Annotated in this window: 18 protein-coding genes and 1 tRNA gene; 10 read left to right on the forward strand and 9 right to left on the reverse strand. The window is 41.1% G+C overall.

Annotation, left to right across the window (positions count from 1 at the left end):
• Positions 1-63: 63 nt before the first annotated feature.
• The 3 genes from yajC to queA form a co-directional block, all read right to left on the reverse strand.
• Entirely contained in the window at positions 64-423 is a 360-nt protein-coding gene (gene yajC / locus ABWV45_RS04655) for a preprotein translocase subunit YajC (RefSeq protein ID WP_353349171.1), read from the reverse strand.
• A gap of 203 nt (positions 424-626) precedes the next feature.
• Positions 627-1,745, reverse strand: coding sequence for a tRNA guanosine(34) transglycosylase Tgt (gene tgt, locus ABWV45_RS04660; protein ID WP_502914662.1), 1,119 nt, complete (start codon positions 1,743-1,745; stop codon positions 627-629).
• An 85-nt stretch (positions 1,746-1,830) separates the two neighbouring features.
• Entirely contained in the window at positions 1,831-2,898 is a 1,068-nt protein-coding gene (queA, locus tag ABWV45_RS04665) for a tRNA preQ1(34) S-adenosylmethionine ribosyltransferase-isomerase QueA (RefSeq protein WP_353349175.1), read from the reverse strand.
• A gap of 393 nt (positions 2,899-3,291) precedes the next feature.
• Between queA and ABWV45_RS04670 the strand changes: the two genes are divergently transcribed.
• The 5 genes from ABWV45_RS04670 to ABWV45_RS04690 all read left to right on the forward strand — a co-directional run bounded on the left by ABWV45_RS04670 (position 3,292) and on the right by ABWV45_RS04690 (position 5,933).
• Positions 3,292-3,376: transfer RNA gene (locus tag ABWV45_RS04670), tRNA-Leu, on the forward strand.
• A gap of 65 nt (positions 3,377-3,441) precedes the next feature.
• A complete protein-coding gene (locus ABWV45_RS04675) occupies positions 3,442-3,642 on the forward strand; it encodes a hypothetical protein (RefSeq protein WP_353349176.1) in 201 nt (66 codons plus the stop codon).
• 65 nt (positions 3,643-3,707) lie between these two features.
• Positions 3,708-4,517, forward strand: coding sequence for a hypothetical protein (locus ABWV45_RS04680; RefSeq protein WP_353349178.1), 810 nt, complete (start codon positions 3,708-3,710; stop codon positions 4,515-4,517).
• 101 nt (positions 4,518-4,618) lie between these two features.
• Positions 4,619-5,413, forward strand: a complete 795-nt coding sequence (locus ABWV45_RS04685) for a TonB-dependent receptor (RefSeq protein ID WP_353349180.1) — start codon at positions 4,619-4,621, stop codon at positions 5,411-5,413.
• Between the two features lie 73 nt (positions 5,414-5,486).
• Positions 5,487-5,933 carry an RDD family protein gene (locus tag ABWV45_RS04690; RefSeq protein ID WP_353349182.1) on the forward strand — a complete coding sequence of 149 codons (447 nt, stop codon included), beginning with the start codon at positions 5,487-5,489 and terminating at the stop codon, positions 5,931-5,933.
• Between the two features lie 193 nt (positions 5,934-6,126).
• Here the strand turns inward: ABWV45_RS04690 and ABWV45_RS04695 are convergent, their stop codons facing one another.
• Positions 6,127-7,155: a hypothetical protein gene (locus tag ABWV45_RS04695; protein WP_353349184.1), complete on the reverse strand. Its 1,029-nt coding sequence runs from the start codon at positions 7,153-7,155 to the stop codon at positions 6,127-6,129.
• Positions 7,156-7,441: 286 nt separating this feature from the next.
• On the opposite strand from ABWV45_RS04695, the gene ABWV45_RS04700 reads away from it, so the two are divergent.
• Positions 7,442-8,059: a phage tail protein gene (locus tag ABWV45_RS04700; RefSeq protein WP_353349186.1), complete on the forward strand. Its 618-nt coding sequence runs from the start codon at positions 7,442-7,444 to the stop codon at positions 8,057-8,059.
• Between the two features lie 126 nt (positions 8,060-8,185).
• On the opposite strand, the gene ABWV45_RS04705 is transcribed toward ABWV45_RS04700, so the two are convergent.
• Complete coding sequence (locus ABWV45_RS04705; protein ID WP_353349188.1) at positions 8,186-8,626, reverse strand: hypothetical protein; 441 nt, start codon at positions 8,624-8,626, stop codon at positions 8,186-8,188.
• Positions 8,627-8,641: 15 nt separating this feature from the next.
• Positions 8,642-10,927 (reverse strand): penicillin-binding protein 1B, encoded by a 2,286-nt coding sequence (gene mrcB / locus ABWV45_RS04710; RefSeq protein WP_353349190.1) that lies wholly within the window; start codon positions 10,925-10,927, stop codon positions 8,642-8,644.
• A 110-nt stretch (positions 10,928-11,037) separates the two neighbouring features.
• Between mrcB and ABWV45_RS04715 the strand changes: the two genes are divergently transcribed.
• On the forward strand, positions 11,038-12,033 hold the full coding sequence (locus tag ABWV45_RS04715; RefSeq protein ID WP_353349191.1) for an adenosine kinase: 996 nt from the start codon (positions 11,038-11,040) through the stop codon (positions 12,031-12,033).
• Positions 12,034-12,109: 76 nt separating this feature from the next.
• Here ABWV45_RS04715 and ABWV45_RS04720 read toward each other — a convergent pair whose 3' ends face one another.
• Both ABWV45_RS04720 and ABWV45_RS04725 read right to left on the reverse strand, forming a co-directional pair.
• Positions 12,110-13,144, reverse strand: a complete 1,035-nt coding sequence (locus tag ABWV45_RS04720) for an AraC family transcriptional regulator (RefSeq protein WP_353349193.1) — start codon at positions 13,142-13,144, stop codon at positions 12,110-12,112.
• Between the two features lie 5 nt (positions 13,145-13,149).
• Positions 13,150-14,055, reverse strand: a complete 906-nt coding sequence (locus tag ABWV45_RS04725) for a GGDEF domain-containing protein (protein WP_353349195.1) — start codon at positions 14,053-14,055, stop codon at positions 13,150-13,152.
• A gap of 323 nt (positions 14,056-14,378) precedes the next feature.
• On the opposite strand from ABWV45_RS04725, the gene ABWV45_RS04730 reads away from it, so the two are divergent.
• The 3 genes from ABWV45_RS04730 to ABWV45_RS04740 all read left to right on the forward strand — a co-directional run bounded on the left by ABWV45_RS04730 (position 14,379) and on the right by ABWV45_RS04740 (position 20,773).
• Positions 14,379-17,168, forward strand: coding sequence for a TonB-dependent receptor (locus ABWV45_RS04730; RefSeq protein WP_353349197.1), 2,790 nt, complete (start codon positions 14,379-14,381; stop codon positions 17,166-17,168).
• A 68-nt stretch (positions 17,169-17,236) separates the two neighbouring features.
• Positions 17,237-19,117, forward strand: coding sequence for a phytase (locus tag ABWV45_RS04735; RefSeq protein ID WP_353349199.1), 1,881 nt, complete (start codon positions 17,237-17,239; stop codon positions 19,115-19,117).
• A 63-nt stretch (positions 19,118-19,180) separates the two neighbouring features.
• Positions 19,181-20,773 carry an alkaline phosphatase family protein gene (locus ABWV45_RS04740; RefSeq protein WP_353349201.1) on the forward strand — a complete coding sequence of 531 codons (1,593 nt, stop codon included), beginning with the start codon at positions 19,181-19,183 and terminating at the stop codon, positions 20,771-20,773.
• A 32-nt stretch (positions 20,774-20,805) separates the two neighbouring features.
• Here the strand turns inward: ABWV45_RS04740 and ABWV45_RS04745 are convergent, their stop codons facing one another.
• Positions 20,806-21,375: a phosphoribosyltransferase gene (locus ABWV45_RS04745; protein WP_353349203.1), complete on the reverse strand. Its 570-nt coding sequence runs from the start codon at positions 21,373-21,375 to the stop codon at positions 20,806-20,808.
• Positions 21,376-21,387: the final 12 nt, after the last annotated feature.

Raw genomic sequence — 21,387 nt, forward strand, 5'->3', positions numbered from 1 at the left:
TGTTATGTTCTTATACGCCTATCCCCGCAAAAGCGGGGATAGGTCAGTCAATTAAAGAATAAATTATTCGTTAATAGACTTAATGGTGCCTTTTGGTAAAACCGCTGCAACCGCTTGCTTTTGGACTGGGATTTCAACACCGTCAGCAATTTTAACCACGGTAAACTCATCGGTTACTTTAGTAACACGACCAACAATACCGCCAGAGGTCACGATTTCAGAGCCTTTTTCTAATGCAGATAAAAGTGCTTTGTGCTCTTTGGCGCGCTTAGATTGCGGACGCCACAATAGGAAGTAAAAAATCAATACAAAACCGCCTAAAAAGATAAGCTGTTCAATACCGCCACCAGCTGCTGCTGGAGCGCCTTCGGCAAATGCCGCAGCAGGAAGAAAAGCGGCTAATAGTAGTGTCAATTTAGACATGTTGTTTCCTTACTCTTTCGAGTACTGCATTTATTAAATTGTAATGCCCCTTAATAGGGACGATTCGTTGCAATTTAAAGGCGTACACACCTTTAAATTATTATTCGTTTTTTGGTCAGCTTGTTTTATTAGATAAAACCGCTCAATACCGTTTAACCAAGATTGCCATGCTCTCTTAGGAACGTAAGCGGCAAAGGTAGATCCTAATCTGCCAAAGGCGGGACGGGTTTACCACGCTTAGCATAAAACTCATCTACAAAGTCGCTCAATGTACCCTCTTCAAGAGCTTGGCGCAAACCTGCCATCACGGTCTGGTAGAAATGCAAATTATGAATAGTGTTTAAAGTTGACCCTTGAATCTCTTTACATTTATCCAAATGATGCAAATACGCGCGGCTAAAATTTTGGCAAGTATAACAGTCACATGTTGCATCTATAGGGCCGTGATCGGTTTTATTTGATGCGTTGCGCAGTTTTAATACACCTGTATCAATAAATAAATGGCCATTACGAGCATTTCGAGTTGGCATGACGCAATCGAACATATCTATCCCACGGCGCACCCCTTCTACTAGGTCTTCTGGTTTACCGACACCCATCAAGTACCTAGGCTTGTCTTCAGGCATTTTATAGGCAAGGTGATCCAACACGCGCACCATGTCTTCTTTTGGTTCCCCTACCGATAACCCTCCAATGGCATAACCATCAAAGCCTATCTCGGTTAAGCCTTCTAAGCTCACATCACGCAAGTCTTCGTACATGCCACCTTGAATGATACCAAATAAAGCTGATGGGTTATCCCCATGGGCATCTTTTGAACGTTGTGCCCAACGCAAGCTCATTTCCATACTGTCTTTGGCTTCTTTATGCGTGGCCGGATACGGCGTGCATTCATCAAAAATCATGACGATGTCACTGCCTAAGTCCTTTTGGATTTCCATGGATTTTTCTGGGGTTAGCTCTACTTTGTCACCATTTACTGGGCTACGGAAGGTGACACCGTGTTCGGTAATTTTGCGCATTTTACCAAGACTAAATACTTGAAAACCGCCGCTATCCGTAAGGATTGGTTTATCCCATTGCATGAAATTATGCAGGGTGCCCGCTTGTTTGATGATATCGGTTCCTGGGCGCAACCAAAGGTGGAAGGTGTTACCTAAGATGATCTCGGCACCAGTGTCTTTTACATCACGAGGTAATAACCCTTTCACGCTGCCATAGGTGCCCACAGGCATGAACGCTGGCGTTTGAATCTCACCACGAGGAAAACTAATAGTGCCTCGGCGGGCCTTGCCTTCTGTCTTTTTTAAATCGAACTTCATAAAACTCATTGATTAATCCTTCATAGTCGTCGACGTCTGGCGTCAGACGCTATATGGCAAATTGCCCCAGTACTGAACTGATTATTTACTGATCCCACAAATCCACTGCATTTGTGTTCTTAGTTAAAAACATGGCATCGCCATAACTAAAAAAGCGATAGCTATTTTTTACCGCTTCATCATAGGCATTTAATACTGGGCCACGCCCTGCAAAGGCGCTAACCAACATAATTAAAGTGGACTCTGGCAAATGGAAATTAGTAATCAACCCATCTACGGTTTTAAAGTCATAGCCCGGAAATATGAAAATTTCAGTCTCTCCACTATAAGGTTGAATCGCTCCTGCGGATAAAGCCTCTGGTGTATTACTGGCACTTTCTAAACTGCGCACACTGGTAGTACCCACCGCAATAACACGTTTACCGGCGGCCTTGGTTTGCGCAATGGCATCACAGGTAGCTTGATCCACCTCTAACCATTCACTGTGCATTTTATGACTGTGTACATCATCCACTTTGACCGGTTGAAATGTACCTGCACCCACGTGTAGGGTGACAAATGCGGTATTCACTCTTTGGGCTTTTAATGCTGCTAATAGCTCATCATCAAAGTGCAGGCCTGCTGTTGGCGCGGCTACGGCTCCGGGTTTTTCGTTGTATACCGTTTGGTAACGCTCACGGTCAGATAACTCGTCTTCGCGCTCCATATAGGGCGGTAACGGCATGTGGCCTACGTTTTCAAGCCATTCAACCAAGGTCGTACCCACAGGTAATTTAAAACAAAGCTCGAATAAGGCATCTTGGCGACCAGTCACTTCTACCTCTAAGCCCTCTAATAAAATAACCGAATCAGGCCTTGGCGCACGGGAGCATTTAATATGGCTTAGCGCAGTGGTATCTGAGGTAACACGCTCAATTAGCGCCTCTAGCTTACCGCCACTTTCTTTTTGCCCAAATAAACGCGCTGGTATCACTCGGGTATTGTTAAACACCATTAAGTCACCGGGCTCAATGAGGGATAAAATATCGGTAAACACCTTGTGTTCAAGCTGGCCATCTTGCAAGCACAACAAGCGACTACTGGAGCGCACAGCCTGAGGATAACGGGCTATAAGCTCATCAGGTAAGTCAAAATGAAAGTCGCTGGTCTTCATACTGCTCTCAAACGGCTATAGGGTTAACAAAGGGCGGCAATTATACAGAAATCCAAGCAATTGCTCTTGTTTAAAGGCCAGTTATTAGGATTTTCTGACGTTTTTACCTTTGATGATCTTGGTTATAGGTATAACCCCTTGTTCCGTAACCTATTTTTTAAAGCCCTGAGCTTAAAGGCCGTTGACTCAATGGGGATTACTGGTATGATGCCGTCCACTTATTTCAGGCTTGCGAGCCACTTTCCACAGCGAAAGGAAGTGAGCATAGGTTAGCAACACCTTAATAATTGCTGATACTGCCGGTGTGGTCCTAATCTGAAATGCGTATACACGTATATCTGATGACTACATAAGCAAACAGGTAGTACAAAGCCTTTAATTTTGTAATGCAGTGCCGGTGTGGTGAAATTGGTATACACGACGGATTCAAAATCCGTTGCCTTCGGGCGTGGCGGTTCAAGTCCGCCCACCGGTACCATGAACATTAAGGAGTCGATTCCCGAAAGGGGTCGGCTTTTTTTGTGCCCTTAAAATGAAATTTGTATGGCTATAGGTAAATATAACCACTATAAACAGGACTCTGGCGATGAAAGCCTATACGGCTCACGCTTCAGTTTGGGGATGGGTTATTCTTGGACTCGCATACAGTTGATGCTGCGTGCTGGTGGTGACATCAGTAATAATGACAAAGATGTTGATTACACGTTATTCGATTTATCTTTGACATTAGGCGTAAATTTTTAACACTCCCAAAGCAGTATAGGTATAATCAGCCAACTCTTTGCTCATTTGCAAGAAAAAGGATTTTCATGCGATATACCCTATATTTTCTATTTCTAATCATTTCCAGCCAGTCATATGCTGCTGAGTCTGAAGATGTCATTTATAAAAAAGACGGCAGTATCTTAAGAGGCTCTATCATTGAACAAAACTTTGAAAGTGGCATTTATAAAATTGAAATCGAAGGTGGTAGTGTTTTTGTCATCAAGCAAGAAGATGTAACTAAAATCACTAAAGAGACCAGTAAAGAGCCGGCCCCCACTGTTAGCCAAAATAATCCCACACCGACCGTTAGTAGCCCTTATGTAGAGCCTGAGGCCAATCAATACGATAATGTCATTGACGGTGTGTTCTTCTTAGGTTCAGCCAATCGCACCTCAGTGGAAACCTCTACATATTACGAAACTCAATATGAATTCAGCGGTTTTAACTTTGCAGGACAACATAACTTCAACCAGCATATTGCTTTATATACTGATATTAATTACACCAATTTATCAAAAGGTACACGGTCGTACTCTTCTGGATACGAGAGAGCTTTAAGCAAAAATGAATTAAAAGATGCTACTCAGTCTAGTGTTCAGCTAAGCCTACTTCTAAGCACGAACCACTATAGAGGTTGGCAGTTCTATACAGGCGTAGGAAAGTTTAGCGAGCGCATTATTATTGAAACAGGCGAAGATTCAGAAACCTTTAGCGGCGAGGTTTATCAACTAGGCATGGGGTATAGCTGGCATACTTGTCAATTATTACTAAGGGCCAGTATTCTAGACTCTGACTACCCAGAACAATATACCAACAATACCATTGGTAATTTACAACTTGGATTTAATTTTTAGCCCGCTTAATAAAAGCCTAACTTCAACATAACGCAATTTTGATTTTCCCACCCTATTGTTAATTACCGTCTAAAATAACAATAGGGACAGGGGGAATATTTATGCGAATGTGTTTTATATTCTTATTAATGTGTGTCAGCCTGCATATTAAGGCGCAACATTACCAAGATATTATCTACAAAACCGATGGCAGCGTACTAAAAGGCACCCTGTTAGAGCGAAATTTTAGCCAAGGAAAATACAAAATTGAGTTAGCCTCCGGGGAAGTGTTGTATGTACCCAGACAAGAAATCGAATTCATAGACCGACAAACAAGCGCACAACCTTACCAACCCAAAAAAACCCAACAAGCCCTTGCTCAACCTACCTATAAAACGCCAGATCATACCGATGAAGCAATATATGGCACCTTATTTGTTGGCAGTATTACTCATACTTTAACCACCATTTCAGGCACCACCAAAAATAAAGCCTCTTATACTGGTGTAAATTTAGCAGGGCAATATCACTTAAGCCCCCACTTTGCATTTTATGCAGACGTAAACCTTGCTAGCTATAGTGAACTAAAAATATCCAACGGTTTTGGTGATAGCTTGACTCAGTCTGGCAGTGACCTCCCAGATGAAGATTATTCAAGTACCCAACTTAGCCTAATATTAAGCAGTAACTTACAAACTGGCTGGCAATTATTCACAGGTATTGGTGGGTTCTCTGAAAACTATGAGACCTCTGAAGCTAGCTTTAATGCTAGTGGCGCCGTAGTGCAGCTCGGCATGGGTTACAACTGGCACTCTTTACAAATCATCGCTCGGCTTAACGTATTGTTTAGCCCCGATTACACTGAAGCCGTCGATAGAAGCACAACAGGCCATATTCAACTGGGCTTTAACTTATAGCATTTGGCTTCTACCTACCTTCCATGAGTCATGTATAATTGAGCGCTTAATTGGAATCCGCTCTAGAGTTTATATGACCAAACAAGCACACCCCGATGCCACAACCGTCAGCAATGCTGGTGTTCTTATTCGTTTTGCTGCCATGTCATATGATGCATTACTGGTAATAGGCCTTTGGTTTATCGTCGGGGTGATATTTGTCGCTGCCAACGGTGGTGAGCATGCTGATACGCACAATCCATTTTTGCCTAGCGCCCTGTTTATCGTCACCTTTTGGTTTAATACCCATTTTTGGCGCCGGGGAGGTCAAACCTTAGGTATGCGTGCATGGCGACTGCGGCTGCTAAATACCAATAATGGCCCACTCACGCTGACTCAGTGTCTGTTGCGTTTTTTAGTATCACTGGCATCGTTAGGTTGTTTTGCGTTTGGGTATTTGTGGTTATTGATCGATAAAGACAAGCTCACATGGCATGATCGCTATAGTGAGACTCGAGTCATTCGTGAGCCAAAAGCTTAATTATTTTGCCTGCATTCCAACCCCATTGGGTATTGATAACATTAAGTTTACCGATAGCAGCTGGCAATGTGACTTCATGAATAAGTGTAATATCGTGCAGAGCGCTAAATATATTACCTAGAGGGTAGACTAAAAACTAATGCAAAAATGCGCCCAAAGAATTAAACGCATCTATTTATTAATGACTGAAAAATTAACGTTTAGAATGAATTTCATCAAGTGCGCTTTTCAATTCAGCACGCATTAATTCAGGATTGTTTTCTCCTTTTTGATATATATTCATCAGCTTATGGCTCACATCCATATAGACTTCGTTTTCTCTATTTTTAAGCTCCCCTAAATCCGCATTACGACGCACTTGTCTTATTTGTTTCTGATCTCCCTTGAATAAGGATTCAATTGAATCAACGATTCTTTGTAATAAGGTATACACCATATTAGATGAGAAGCCAGCCAACAAGGCCATCGCAGGTTTGCCTAGCTGAGCGTTATAACCCGCTGTTGAATCAGCACTGGTACTTGAAATAAAGCCGAACAGCAGCTCAGAAATAAATAATCCTGCAATTGTTCCCAGTAAGATGGATGCCCAATAAGATGAATTATGTCTTGGATCAAAGGTCAAATTAGATACGTATTCACGAATACGGTACAAACTTGTAAAACACGCACCCAAGCCCGCACATGAAACCAAATAGCCTAAAATCGCAATTGCAGTAAAACCATGGCTACCCAAAATGCCTGCTTTTAAATTTTCCTCATTTACGATTTCTAATTGCCCAAGCAGAATAAAAGAGATAAGAAACACTAAAGAAATTGCAATAATTGAACGAGCTAATGGAAACAGAGAAACAAAGCTAAATATTGACTCCCTACTTTTTTCATTTTCAATTAATAATAAATTTTGTGGCGAAGCGGGTGCAACAATTTTAGCTAACTGCTGATGCATTTTTGCAAGCACACCTAAATCATCAACGGATATACCTTGCTTTATATTAAAGCGAATTACTTCGCTTTCTTGAATTAATTTTGCTGGCACTTCCAGTCCTACGCTCATAGCGTAATCGCACATAGCGCTGGTTTCTAAATAAAGCTTAGATGTTTCATATCCGGTTAATATCATTTTATCGCCGGAATGTTGATGAGCACTGCTATCACTAACTGAAACTAAATTATCAAGAGAAACGGATCCTTTGTCACAGTCGTTTTTAGTTTGGGAGGTCATATTTTTCTCTTTGATATTTTATATGAAATGAGAATTTATTGGCTAATCAGTATAAAGGCTTCGTTTTATTAATTACTCATACTTCTTTCTTATATTTATTAAAAAAACATCAAACGGTAGGTAAATTAAAACCAATAGAAATGAATAATCATTCATAATAATCTTCTAGAACTTATTCATTGTTTTTGTTGTTTTCTTACTCAATTTATCTTAGCCTTCCGACTTATAACCAAAGATTATAAAAAATAACAAAGTGACTCAGCCTGCTAAATTTAGGAGCAACAAAATGAAACCGCAATTTAACATCAAAAAAACATCGATGATCTTAGGGCTTGCATTAAGCGCCTCTGTACTTTCATCTAAGCCTGCTTTTGCTGGGCCTGATCCTTTTCTAGGAGAAATGATGTTAGTAGGCTATCAATTTTGTCCACGTAATTGGATGGAGGCAAATGGTCAACTTCTAGCTATTTCTCAATTCTCAGCCCTATTTTCCTTGTATGGCACAACATATGGCGGTGATGGTCGAACAACATTTGGACTTCCTGACTTACGTGGTCGTGCTCCGATTCACTATAACAATCAAAGCAATATTGGTTTAAAGCAATATCCACTAGGTCAAAAATCTGGTTATGAATCTTTAACGGTAACCGTTGCCAACATGCCTTCACACAGCCACGATTTAAATGCGACTAATGAAACTGCAACAAAAAATGGCCCTGGTACTGATATTTTTGCTATTCCTAATGATGGGACAGACATTTATCATGAAGGACCAGCCAATAAAGTAATGGACCCTTCTACCATTGGTAATACAGGTGGTGGACTACCTATAGAATATCGCAGCCCTTATTTAGCAATGCGTTGGTGTGTTGCAATTCAAGGTGTATTCCCATCTCGCCCATAGTAGTTTGAGCAATAAAAAGCCCGCTCAACCATGAAGCGGGCTTTCTTAATTCATTGTTTATAAGCCAATGGTTTTCCTATAAAAACTTAGAGCCTAAACACAGTCCTTCACATTTAAACTCGAACATTAATACTGATTAGCCTGAATAGCTTGCAGCAAGCGCTTCACTTCTTCGCTAGTAATTTGATCACTCACAACTAACGCCAAGGCACGACGCGCCATTTGTTCAGCTCCTCGAATATTACCCTCCAACCAAAATAAATAACTCAAACGAACATAAACACTAGCCTCCCGTGTCGAAATACGTTGCGCTCGTTCAAGTAATATTTGGCAAGCTTGAAAATTACCACGAATAAATTCCAAATCAGCTTGTTGCAATAACGTTTTTAAGGCGCCGTTCTGTGGATATTTATTACCGCCATGGAGCTGTAAGCCCAGCTTATCGTGATACCAGTTGGGTAATTGTGCTAACGCATGGTTTTCAATTTGAGATTGATCAATGGACTGATACTGATTTGTTGAGCAGCCACTTAATGCAACCAATAATGCAATAACAATTAATTTCATTGAAATAAATAACCTTTAATTAAATATGCGCGACCACCAAGGCTTTTCGGTGCTTGATTGATTTGCACAATCAACTGACATTAATGGCAGTTGATCTTTGATAAATGGTAACAATTGTGCGCCGTCACAACCTTCACTGCTCAGTGCGTTTTGTTCTACATCAACCCACTGCTCAACAATGTTCTCTGTAGGTAACGGATAAAGTGGCTTTAATGGTAAATCTTTAAACGTTTGCGCCCAAACCCGCAGTGCGCCACTGGCACCGGTTAATGGCATGGATTCATTATCATCCCGCCCTAACCATACCACAGCCAATTTATCACCGCTAAAACCAGCAAACCATGAGTCACGCTGGCTATCACTGGTGCCCGTTTTGCCCGCAAGATTTAACGACTCATTAAATTGAGTATTCAAATATCGAGCAGTCCCTTCTCGTACCACTTGCTGCATGATTTTTTGTAGTAGATAAATTGGCTCGGTTTTGATGGCTTGTTTAACTTCATAACCATAACGACTGAGTAACTCACCCTTGGCCGTTGTCACACCACGAATGGTTTTAAGTGGTGTGTGAAAACCAGAAGCGGCAATAGTTTGATACATTTGCGCAACATCAAACGGGTTCATTTCAAAGGCCCCTAAAACAATTGATGGGTACGCGGGAATATGCTGTTTAACACCTAAATCATTGAACGTTTTTACGATATTTTCTAAACCAACCTGTAAACCTAAACGAGCCGTAGCTTGATTAAGTGATCGCGCCATGGCCTGATACAAAGGTAAAGTTCCGTGACTTTTTTTACTATAGTTTTCAGGTTGCCATACATGACCATTGGTACTGGCTATTTTAATTTCACTATCGTCTAGTGGGGTGATGTAGTGATACTGAGGTGAGCGTAATGCGGTTAAATACACAGCAGGTTTGGCTAATGAGCCAATTGATCGGTTAGCATCTAACGCCCGATTAAAACCAAAGAATCTGGGGTTTCTATCCCCAACCACTGCTTCAACCTCGCCACTTTCGGTACTGGCTACTACAATGGCACCTTGTAGGGAGTCTTGTGGCATACGATAACCAGACTCTAACTGCGCAAGACGTTTACTCATGGCTTGTTCCGCACTGCGCTGAATTATGGGATCAAGACTGGTATATATACGTAAACCTTCACTGGTTAAATCACTGTCGGCATAATCACTGCGCAGCTGTCTTTTCACTAGATCTAAAAAAGCTGGGTATTCTACTCGCTGGTACTGACTATACTGCACCACATCCAGCTGACGCTTTTCCCAAACCGCAAGTTGATAATCGCTTATTAAGCCTTGTTCGTGCATAACATTTAATACCACGTTACGCCTTGCAATAGCATTTTCAGGCTTACGTTTGGGATTATAAACACTAGGGCCTTTAACCATACCCACTAAAGTGGCGATCTCTGGGGCCGTTAAATTTCCAATATGCTTTCCAAAATAAAACTGGCTAGCTAGCCCGAAGCCATGAATAGCCCTTCGGCCACTTTGTCCTAGATACACCTCATTGAGGTAAGTCTCTAAAATGTCATTTTTGCTGTAATGCAACTCAACCAATAATGCCATTAATGCTTCAGTGGCTTTGCGGATTAGTGTGCGCTCACGAGTGAGAAAGAAATTCTTCACCAACTGCTGAGTTAACGTCGACCCACCTTGCACCAATCGCCCACTTTGGACGTTCATGACCATCGCACGAGCGATGCCTTTAAAGCTAATACCAAAGTGATGGTGAAAATCTCGATCTTCAACCGCAACTAGGGTTTTTAGCAATAACTCTGGCGCTTCACTTAACTGGATCAGTTGACGATCTTCATTATGTTTAGGATAAATTCCGCCAATTAATAAAGGCTCTAACCGGGCCAAGGTAGTGGGCTTACCATCTAACCAAAGGCCATCAATGACTTCATTATTAAACCGAATATGAATGCGAGCAGCGGTTTCATCCCCATCATAGAGCTTCACATAACGGCGAAAAATATCCATCTCTTGGCCGTTATAACTGTATTGTCCGGGGGTTTGTACATTGGGCACTCGCTGGTAGCCAATTTGATCCAATTCTTGAACCAAGTATTTAGGCTTTATTACCAAGCTAGGATATAGCTCTAGAGGACGGGCAAACACTTTTGCAGGTAAAGCCCAGCGCTTTCCTTCAAATTTTTCACGAATTTGTGCGTCAAGGTAGGCCATTAAAATAGCCAGCACCACTCCCCCCACAATCGCAAGTTTTAGAAGCCAAGAGACAAACGTCTTAAATCGGGAAGTTGAGTGATTTTTCATGGCCTGAGTATACCAAACCTTTCATCTAACACATGGGTGAATTTCCCACTGGATTCACACCCTGCTAAACTATCCTGCTTTCACATCTCTCCAAATATACGAGACGCAGCATGGCCAAGTATCAGATTTACGGCATCGGAAATGCCCTAGTAGATAAAGAATTTGAAGTTACCGATGAATTCTTCGCTCAAGCCGGTATAGAAAAAGGTCAAATGACCTTAATCGAGCAAAGCCAGCAAGAAGCACTTTTAGCAAAACTAACTGAACAATTCGGCCTGAAAAAACGTGCAGGCGGCGGCAGCGCCGCTAATACAATTTTTGCTGCCCAATATTTAGGCTCTAAAACCTTTTATACCTGTAATGTAGCTAACGATGAAACCGGTGATTTCTTCTTAAAAGATTTAACCAGTGCAGGTATAGATACTAACCTAGGAGGCGAGCGTGAAGAGGGTGTCACTGGTAAGTGCATGGTTATGATCACCCCAGATGCAGAACGCACCATGAATACCTATCTGGGTATTACCGCTAATTTAAACCATAGTCACATCAATGAAGCCGCGTTAAAAGACAGTGAATACCTGTATTTCGAAGGCTATCTAGTAAGCAGCGATACCGCCCGCAATGCTGCCATTGAAGGCAAAAAAATCGCTCAAGCCAACGGCGTTAAAACCGCAATGACATTCTCTGATCCTGCCATGGTACAGTTCTTCAAAGATGGCTTAACTGATATGCTGGGCAATGGTGTAGATTTATTATTTTGCAACGAAGAAGAAGCCCTAGGTTTTACCGGCACTGAAAATTTAACCGATGCCATGAGCGCGCTTAAATCTGTGACAAAAACCTTTGCCATCACCTGTGGTTCCAAAGGCGCTGTACTATTTGATGGTAACAACACAATTGAGATTGCCCCACACAACGTTACTGCCATAGACAGCAATGGTGCGGGCGATAACTTTGCAGGCGCGTTCCTTCATGCCCTTACCTCTGGCCATAGCTGGGAAGAATCTGGCAAACTAGCCAGTAAAATCAGCGCTCAAGTTGTTAGCCAGTTTGGCCCACGCCTAGCGGCTGAGCAGTACCCAGTTTTAAAAAGTGAAGTGCTTTAGATACTAAGTTTTAAAAGTCGATTGAGTAACAACAATCGACTTTTATGCTCTTTTTATACGCCAGCGATTAAAATGATCAAATACTAATAATATCTGTTAACTTCTGCTTCATCACACTGGGTGTATTACCACACCAGCGTTTAAATGCTTTTCTAAAGTTATTAGCATCAGAGAACTTTAAATAATCAGCGACCTGTTGATTATTCCATTGTTTCTCATATTGAAGGTATAGACAGGTATGCAACCTTGCTTGATCTTGAATTTTTTGGAATGAGGTAAAATGTTGCTTTAACTTGCGTTTAAATGTAGCACTGCTCATTTCAAATGCAACGGCTGCTTGATTTAAACTAACATGATGATCAATATTTTTCTGACACCACTGACCCACTGCACCAATAAAACCAGGCAAACACACACTATAAAGATTATTTGCTTGCCGTTCTAGAATGGCATATATCACGTCACTATTTCGTTTATTTCCCCACTGTTCATTTAAATGGACATTTGCAATGGCCATTACATTCACCCCCATATCAAACTGAACTTTACCGCCAAGGTTAACTTGATACTCTTCAATTAATTTAGGTTGAGGGCAAGAAAAACAAATTCTCCATAATAGTTTTTCTCCTTGATACCAGTGACAAATGGAACTCATGGCTGTGGAATAGCTAGCTACTAAAAAATCTAATACCTTTGACACCCCCATTTCATCTTGCCAATAAATAAAAGTATGCTCTTCTGCTGTTTCTACATAAGGCTTAAGTAAAGGGCAAAATACTTGTGAGTAGTTTCTAATAACATCCAATAAATCTCTTAGATTATTTGTACTATTTAACAATTGGCTAAATACATCATAATGACCGGGCCACATGGCATGACCCCAACGAAACGCTAACGTTTTATCACCTAACTTTTGTGCATTTTCAATAAGCTTTACATATTGAGCAGCTGTTAAAACTTTTTCACCTGAGATCATATCATCATAAAACAAGCCCGTTCCTTTCAAGTACTGGTGATGATGTACTCCTTGTCCATCCAACAAATCCATTAATGATATGAGTTGATAGTGGGCAGGATAATAAGCGTGATGATTATCAAAAAAACGTGACATAAAAATTAAGCTACTTTACGCTTTTGTTTAGCCAAGCTTAATTCTTGATTTGCACTTTCGACCAAATTTGATACTTCATCACCTTTCCTAGTAGCAATACCTAAGGATACTGAGGGTACATAACTGTGCCCTGTTTTTTTCAAGCGGTAATAAAAATGTGCAATAGCGTCCTGAATTTCATATGCCATGGAAAGCGCTGACATATAGTCAGTATGGGGTAAAATAATAATAAAACGATCCGCCGCATATCGAATAAGTAAATCATTATCACGCATATTTAGTTGCAGGAACTCTGCTAATTGAAATAAAAATCGATCCCCCTCCTGCTTTCCATGAATTCGATTAAACATAGAAAACTTATCCACATCCATCATGATCAACGAAAGCTCACTTTCTCCGTGCTCATGGCCAATACGCTGTAACTGCTGATTAAGAGAGTCAACTCGATTAACATGAGTAATATTATCAAGCCATAAATGCTCACGAAAAAATTGTTCTCGCTTTTTTAATATATCATTCACCACTAACTGCTCTTGATACCAGTGATACAAACCATAAGTTAAAATTGAAATTCCCACTGGCATAGCCACAGATTCAAACCACTGTTCCCACCATTGTTCTGCCGGAATACGAATAAATTCATCTAAAGCATCCTGCCAAAAAGCCACCATCATGGCACCTAATCCTAAGGTAAGTAAATCAGTGACTCGACCTTTAGGACGACTCCCTAAAATAAATACAATCCAGATTGCCATAGCGCAGGCACTCCCCCCTTCACCGATCACATCCACCCAATCAATCTCATGCCAGTATTTTGCATCGCCAACCCATGCAGTAACCAATACACAACTGAGTAAAATAACGCTCAACAATACAACTTTGCGTTTATGCAACAAGATAGTTGAAAACATAACTAAACCAATAAAATAAATGATTCCGTTGAGATAACAGGTATATATGACACTTTGTTTACAGGTAACAAATTCCAGACGGGTTAAATCAGCTCAAGGGGAATTCCCCATAGTGGGGAATATTTAATTAATTATCATGTTTTTACAATTTTCACCTATGAGACTTCGGTATAACAAGGGTGGTAACGGGTTTAAAAAGCTCAATTAACTCATTAAGCACGTCATATAAGTCCAGCTTTCTCTTCACTAAAATTCAGCGTCACATAACTGTCATTCTTCACCACTACCGTGCCTGCAATCATTAAAAACACGGAACCTAAAGCATGAAAATAAAAACATTAACAAACGCCATTGCGCTGGCAGGTCTTACCTGCTTTACAAGTCATAACAGCTTCGCTGATGGCCAATGGGAAGGGATGGTGCTAGATGGCAGCAATTTGCAGCCTATTAATGGCAGTGTAGTAAGCATAAAAGCACTGAACCGTGATGTATTAGTCAACCGCGCAGGTCGCTTTCGACTAAATCAACTCAAAGCCGGCACCTACCATGTAACAGTACGCTTAGCCGATGAAACACTGCATACACAAAGCATTGTCATTGAAGATCAGCAAACCCTAAGCAAAAATTTAATTATTACTGCACAAGAGGAATCAATCGAAGAAATTGTTGTAGTGGGTCAAGCTGCACAAATGCAACGAGCCATCGACCGTCAACGGTTTTCCGATAATATGGTCAGTGCGATTAATGCCGATGCCATTGGCCAACTACCTGATGACAACGCCGCAGAAGCACTACAGCGTGTACCTGGTCTTTCCATTGAACGTGATCAGGGTGAGGGGCGTTTTGTTCGTGTCCGTGGTATTAGCCCAGACTTAAATGCGGTAACCGTGAATGGTACTCAATTACCAGCACCTGAAGCAGGTCGTCGTGCAGTTGCATTAGATGTCATGCCATCTGACTTGATCAGCTCCATGACCGTCACCAAAACCTTAACACCCGACATGGATGCCAATGCCATTGGTGGCAGTATTGAGGTGGAAAGTTTATCTGCTTTAGATCGCGCTGATGCTTTTTATACCATTCGTAGTGAAGCCAGTTACGAAGAACATACAGAAAAAACCAACCCCAGTATTGCCTTCACAGCAGGCAATGCATTTGAGTTACCAAATGCACAGCGTTTAGGCGTAGCAGCAGCCCTAAGTTACGATCAAAGAAAATTTGGCTCGAATAATGTGGAGACTGGCGGTGCTTGGGACTTTGATGAAGATCCTGCCGCACTAGAAGAACTTGAACAACGGGACTACACCATAGAGCGTACTCGTATTGGTGCTGCTTTAAACTTCGATTATGATATTAGTACCAATGATCGCTTATATCTTCGCACTCTGTATAGTCAGTTTACCGACGACGAACAACGTCAATCCAGTAAAATAGAATTTGGTAAACTTGCATTAAATGATGAGCTCGAGCTTGAATTTGATGGCAGCGCCCGTCAAGCAGGTGACACTGGTCTTGCCGAAGTAAAACGGGAACTGAAAGACCGTGAAGAAACTCAAGAAATATTATCCACAACATTTGGTGGTGAACACTTTATTCAAGACTGGACTCTGTCTTACGCACTAGGCTATAGCGAAGCGAAAGAGGATGAACCCGGTGGTATTGCTGGGGCAGTGTTCAAACAAGAAGAATTAGACGGTATCGGTTTTACTAATACTAAAAAGCCCACCATGATTACTTCTAATGATTACTTTAACGCAGCGGCTTACGAGTTAGATGAAGTGGAATACACAGAAGCTTCCACTAAAGATACTCAAGTAAGTGCGAAGTTTGATATTACTCGCGACTTATATATAAATGACTATCCTGCCATTATGAAATTTGGTGGTAAGTCATTAAGTCGTAAAAAACATCAAGAAGAAAACGTATATATTTACGATGATTTTGGGGCGGCCGACGATACCCTAATCGACTATCAAGGGCCTACTGCCAATTATAATATTAATGAATTTGGACCAACGGTTTCCAGTGATGATATCAATAGCCTACTTGCTTCATTAGATAAATCTGCTGCCTATCAAGAAGAAGATAGCAAATTGGCAACCTATGATATAAAAGAGTCGGTTAACGCCGCTTATGTGATGGGCCGAATTGATATCGACCAACTACGTATCTTAACCGGTGTACGCTATGAAGACACCCAAACTAAGTTTGATGGCGTACGTTATGACGGACAAGCGGATCAATTTACGCCGTTGAAAAAAGAAACCGATTTTGATCACCTACTGCCATCATTACATGTACGTTATGAATTAAACGACAACATGCAATTACGTGCGGCTTATACCCAAGCTGTTGTCCGCCCTACCTTTGAGCAAATGGCACCTTCGTTTTCTGATACCGAAGACGACGGAGACAAGGAAGCCAGTCTTGGCAATTCAGACCTTAAATCGCTCGAATCAAGCAATGTGGATTTAGGTTTTGAGTTCTTTACTGGTAACGCAGGTTTAATTTCGGCTTTTTACTTCCGTAAAGACATTGATAATTTTATTTACGAAACGGATTTGGCAGGAAGTCCAGAATGGGCCGACTATGATGAAGTAGCCACTTTTGTTAATGGTGATAAAGCAACCCTAAACGGTTTTGAATTAGCCTACTCACAAAAAATGGCATTCCTACCTTACCCTCTTAATGGTTTATTAATTAGTGCTAATGCTAGTTTTATTGAATCGGATGCCCTGATCAGCACCTATGATGATGGTGATTTAGTGGAGCGTGAAATATCTTTACCCAATCAATCAGATGTTACTGGTAACTTCATTGTTGGTTATGAGCAAGGTCAATGGATGCTTCGTATTGCTGCAAACTATAAATCTGAATACCTACTAGAAGTGAATGACATAACAACTCATTTATATGATGTATATCAAGCAGCACAAACTCAACTGGACTTCAGCATGTCGTACAACATTCTGGATAATATGAAGGTTTCATTTGATATAGCCAATCTAACTGATGAGCCTTATTACACATATGTCAATTCAGAAGCATACAACTCCCAATACGAAGACTACGGTACTCGTTATCGTCTAGGGTTAACTATTTCGCAATTTTAGTCTTTTAAGCTGCCAGGTGGAGTCCATTACCACCTTGCTTTAATAACGCGATATTTAATAGGTTATTTATGAAGTCCACTATACTATTTTTAATTTTTAGCACCATTATCACTAGTGCCTGCAGTTTTTTACCAGAAAAAATGTTATCGAACTCTATCGTGCATCAACCATTACCCCTTAATGGGGAGCATGCTATTCAGCTGACTACCAACCAATGGTTAAGTTACGGACCTCAAACCAGCTTCACTTTGTCCGATCAACAATATAACGCCATACATACACTTTCAGAAAAAGCTGAATATATGGATACACGCAAAGTCGACCAGCAATCTGTTGTTTTTGCGATTAACGAGGCAGGACAGCCTAGTCTAATTCGTGTTCAAAATAACCGGTTAAACATCAAGCACGGAACTGGTGTTTTAATGCCTATTGAAGGTCTGTGTTTATATCAAAGTGAAAACAATCCATTACAGGTTTTTTTATTAGATGAAGAGCATATGGCGCACCAGTATTACATTAAAGAAGGTAAAAAAGATTTTGAATTGAAACTATTACGTCACTTGCCAATGCCTCCAGGGGCAGAATCATGTGCCGTACATGATGCTACCGATCAGCTGTTTGTCAGTGAGGAAGACATAGGTGTTTGGGTGTATTCAGCAAGAGCAGAAAGTGAAGTGAAACGCGCGGCGATTGATTTGGTTGCCCCTTATGGCAACCTATCTGAAAACTCAGGCCCCCTAGCTGTCATCGAAGATAATTTATTTATGGCTGAAGCAGGTACCGGAACCATTCATCAATTTAAAATTAAAGGTTTTAATATTGAGCCGTACTCCACCCAAACCTTAAATGAACATATGGAACTGGACTCATTAAGTGCACAGCGTTTGGGTATAGACAAAATACAGTTTACTGCCATGAATGATGCCGATGGAAAACTAGTAAAATGGCATATACCATTCACTGATTCTGCTAGAACTCATTCTAACATTAAAAATGTAAAACCTCTGGTTGAGACTCAAGCGGTTAGCAGTCAAGGGGATGCAGCAGACGATCCCGCTATTTGGGTACACCCTAAAGATAATAATAAAAGTTTAATTGTAGGCACTAATAAAAAACGTGGTTTGTATGCCTACAATTTAGCAGGGCAACAAACCCAAGAGCTATTGGTGGGCCGCGTGAATAATGTGGATATTCGCCAAGGTTTTAGCCTTAACGGTAAACCCGCCGATATCGCAGCCGCCAGCCAGCGGGATCGAAATACTATTACATTATTTAGCATTCATCCTCAAACGGGGTTTATTAACGCCGTAAATGAAATTCAAACTGGGTTAGATGGGGTTTATGGTTTGTGCATGTATAAAGGTTTAAATGATCAAGTGTATGTTTTTATTAATGACAGCGATGGTCGTTTTCAACAATGGCACATTTCAGATCAAAAAAGCGGATGGCAAGGTGAGCTAGTAAGAGAGTTTAGTGTGGAGACACAACCAGAAGGTTGCACCACAGATGAACAAACTCAGCGCCTATTCATTGGTGAAGAAAACGCTTCGGTATGGACCTTAGGTGCCGAGCCTAATGCGCCAACTTCCATGACCATGGTAAGCCAAGTAGGCGTTCATCTTACCGCCGACATTGAAGGCATGGAAATTTATACAAAAGGTGACGAGAAGTGGCTAATAGTATCAAGCCAAGGCAATGACAGCTATGTGGTATTTAATGCTCATGCACCTTATGAGTTTAAAGGTGAATTTCGCATTAGCCTAAATGAAACCCTAGAAATTGATGGTGCCTCAGAAACAGACGGCTTAACCGTGTCATCGGTGAACTTTAATGCCACTTTCCCTGAGGGCTTATTAGTTGTACAAGATGGTCGTAATTTTTTACCCATTGAAAATCAAAATTTTAAGCTGGTATCATGGCGTGATATTAAAATCGCTTTAGACCTTTAATTTCCATTTATAGAAAGCTGAATGCATAATGCATTCAGCTTTTTTGTTTCATAAAGGAACATCATGAATATATTAAAAATCTTACCTGTGCTTCCGGTATTAGGCCTCCTTACTGCTTGCAGTTCTGGATCTAGCCAGCCTACAACCCTCTCATCCGTACAAACACAGAACCCTTGGTATCAACAAGGTCAAAAGTCCATTGCAGAAAAGCTATCTGTTTTAGATTTAAAACAAAGATCCAAGGCTAAAAACGTGATTGTCTTTTTAGGTGATGGTATGGGTATTAGCACACTAACCGCCGCTCGAATTTTACAAGGGCAGTTAAAAGGCGAATCCGGAGAAGAAAATACCTTAAGCTTTGAACACTTCCCATTTACTGGTTTATCTAAAACTTATAATACCGATCAGCAAACTCCAGATTCAGCCGGCACCATGAGCGCCATTATGACCGGCATCAAAACAGATGCAGGGGTATTATCCATTGATGAGACCGTCGAAAAAGGTAATTGCCAAAGCGCACAAGGACATGAACTCACCACGGCGCTGGAAAGTGCTGAATTAATGGGTAAAGCCACAGGTATTGTCAGTACTGCTCGAATCACTCACGCCACTCCCGCCGCCACTTATGCAAAATCTCCCCATAGAAACTGGGAAAACGATGCAAAGGTCCCTGAATCTGAGAAAGCCTGTAAAGACATTGCCCTTCAGCTCATTGAATTTCAGCAAACCCTTGCTTCCAAGTACCCTAATTTTAATAGCAATGGAATTGAGGTAATACTTGGTGGTGGACGACGCAATTTTTTACCAAACGATATTAAATTTAATGAAGAAAACCCAAACTCAGAAACAGCCGAAGGCAAGCGCAAAGATGGTCGTCATTTAATTAATGAATGGCGCGATTTATATCCAAGTGGTGCTTATGTTAATAACCAAAAAGGTTTATTTAACCAAAATACATTAAATAGCAGCCACATTTTTGGTTTGTTCAACCCATCTCATATGCGTTATGAACAAGATCGCTCAAAGGATACTTTAGGCGAGCCTAGTTTAAGTGAAATGACATCCGTAGCCATTGATAAATTAGCGCAAAATAGCAAAGGGTATTTTTTAATGGTAGAAGCCGGTCGTATTGATCATAGCCACCATGCAGGCAACGCCTATAATGCACTACATGACACCATAGAATTATCCAATGCCGTTGAACTTGCATTAAGTAAAGTGGATTTATCCGAGACTCTTATCATTGTCACTGCCGATCACAGCCACGTGATGACCATGGCAGGCTACCCTAAACGAGGTAACCCTATTTTAGGTAAAGTGGTGGCACCCAATGAAACCCAACCAACATTAATGGAAGACGGCTTACCTTACACTACCTTGGGATATTTAAATGGTCGCGGGATGCACGACTTAAAAGATGAAACAGATGCCGACGCCAGTTACGACAAACCAATCAACGTAGGGCGAAAAGATATCTCTAAAATTGATACCGCCCAACCGGGGTATCACCAAGAAGCTCTGCACCCTCGCGGCAGCGAAACTCATGGTGGTGAAGATGTGGGTATCTATGCCATTGGCCCTGGGGCGCACTTAGTTAGCGGTGTGAACGAGCAGAACGTGATTTACCATGTGATGATGTATGCCAGCGGCATGTAATTTAAAAGGGTAGCCATTGCTACCCTTTTTATTTAAGCTTTTTTAATAGCATCAATCCTATCCGCAATATGCGCAAGTTCAGGTCGATTCTCACGAATTTCTTCTGTGGTTAAACCGTCAATTTCATGAGGAAACACCAGCCACTCGCTACTTTCGTGTACAAAATAATCCGGAACGCGATCAGTTTTGTTATTCTTTGGTTTGTAATAAGGAGTGGCTACACGAATATTGGGGGTATTTTTTTTACAGGCTTTTTTCAGTTCTAAAATTGTATGGTCAATGCTTAAACCACTGTCATGAACATCATCCACAATTAGCAAGTTATGTTCACTTTCTAAACGTTTAATCAAATAGGTTAAACCATGTACGCGCACAGTTTTGCTACGCTCACCAATTCCGGTATAGCTTGATGTGCGAATCGCTATGTGATCAGACTCCACTCCAAATACATGCAATAACTCCTGCACGGCTATGCCTACTGGGGCACCGCCACGCCAGACACCTACAATATAATCAGGACGAAAGCCGCTTTCATACACCTGAATGGCCAGTTCGAAAGAATCTTCTAAAAGTTGTTGTGCGCTGATATAAACTTTATTCATGACTGCCTGAAT

It is taken from the genome of Oceaniserpentilla sp. 4NH20-0058 (genome assembly GCF_040371755.1).
Classification (GTDB): Bacteria; Pseudomonadota; Gammaproteobacteria; order Pseudomonadales; family Oceanobacteraceae; genus Bermanella.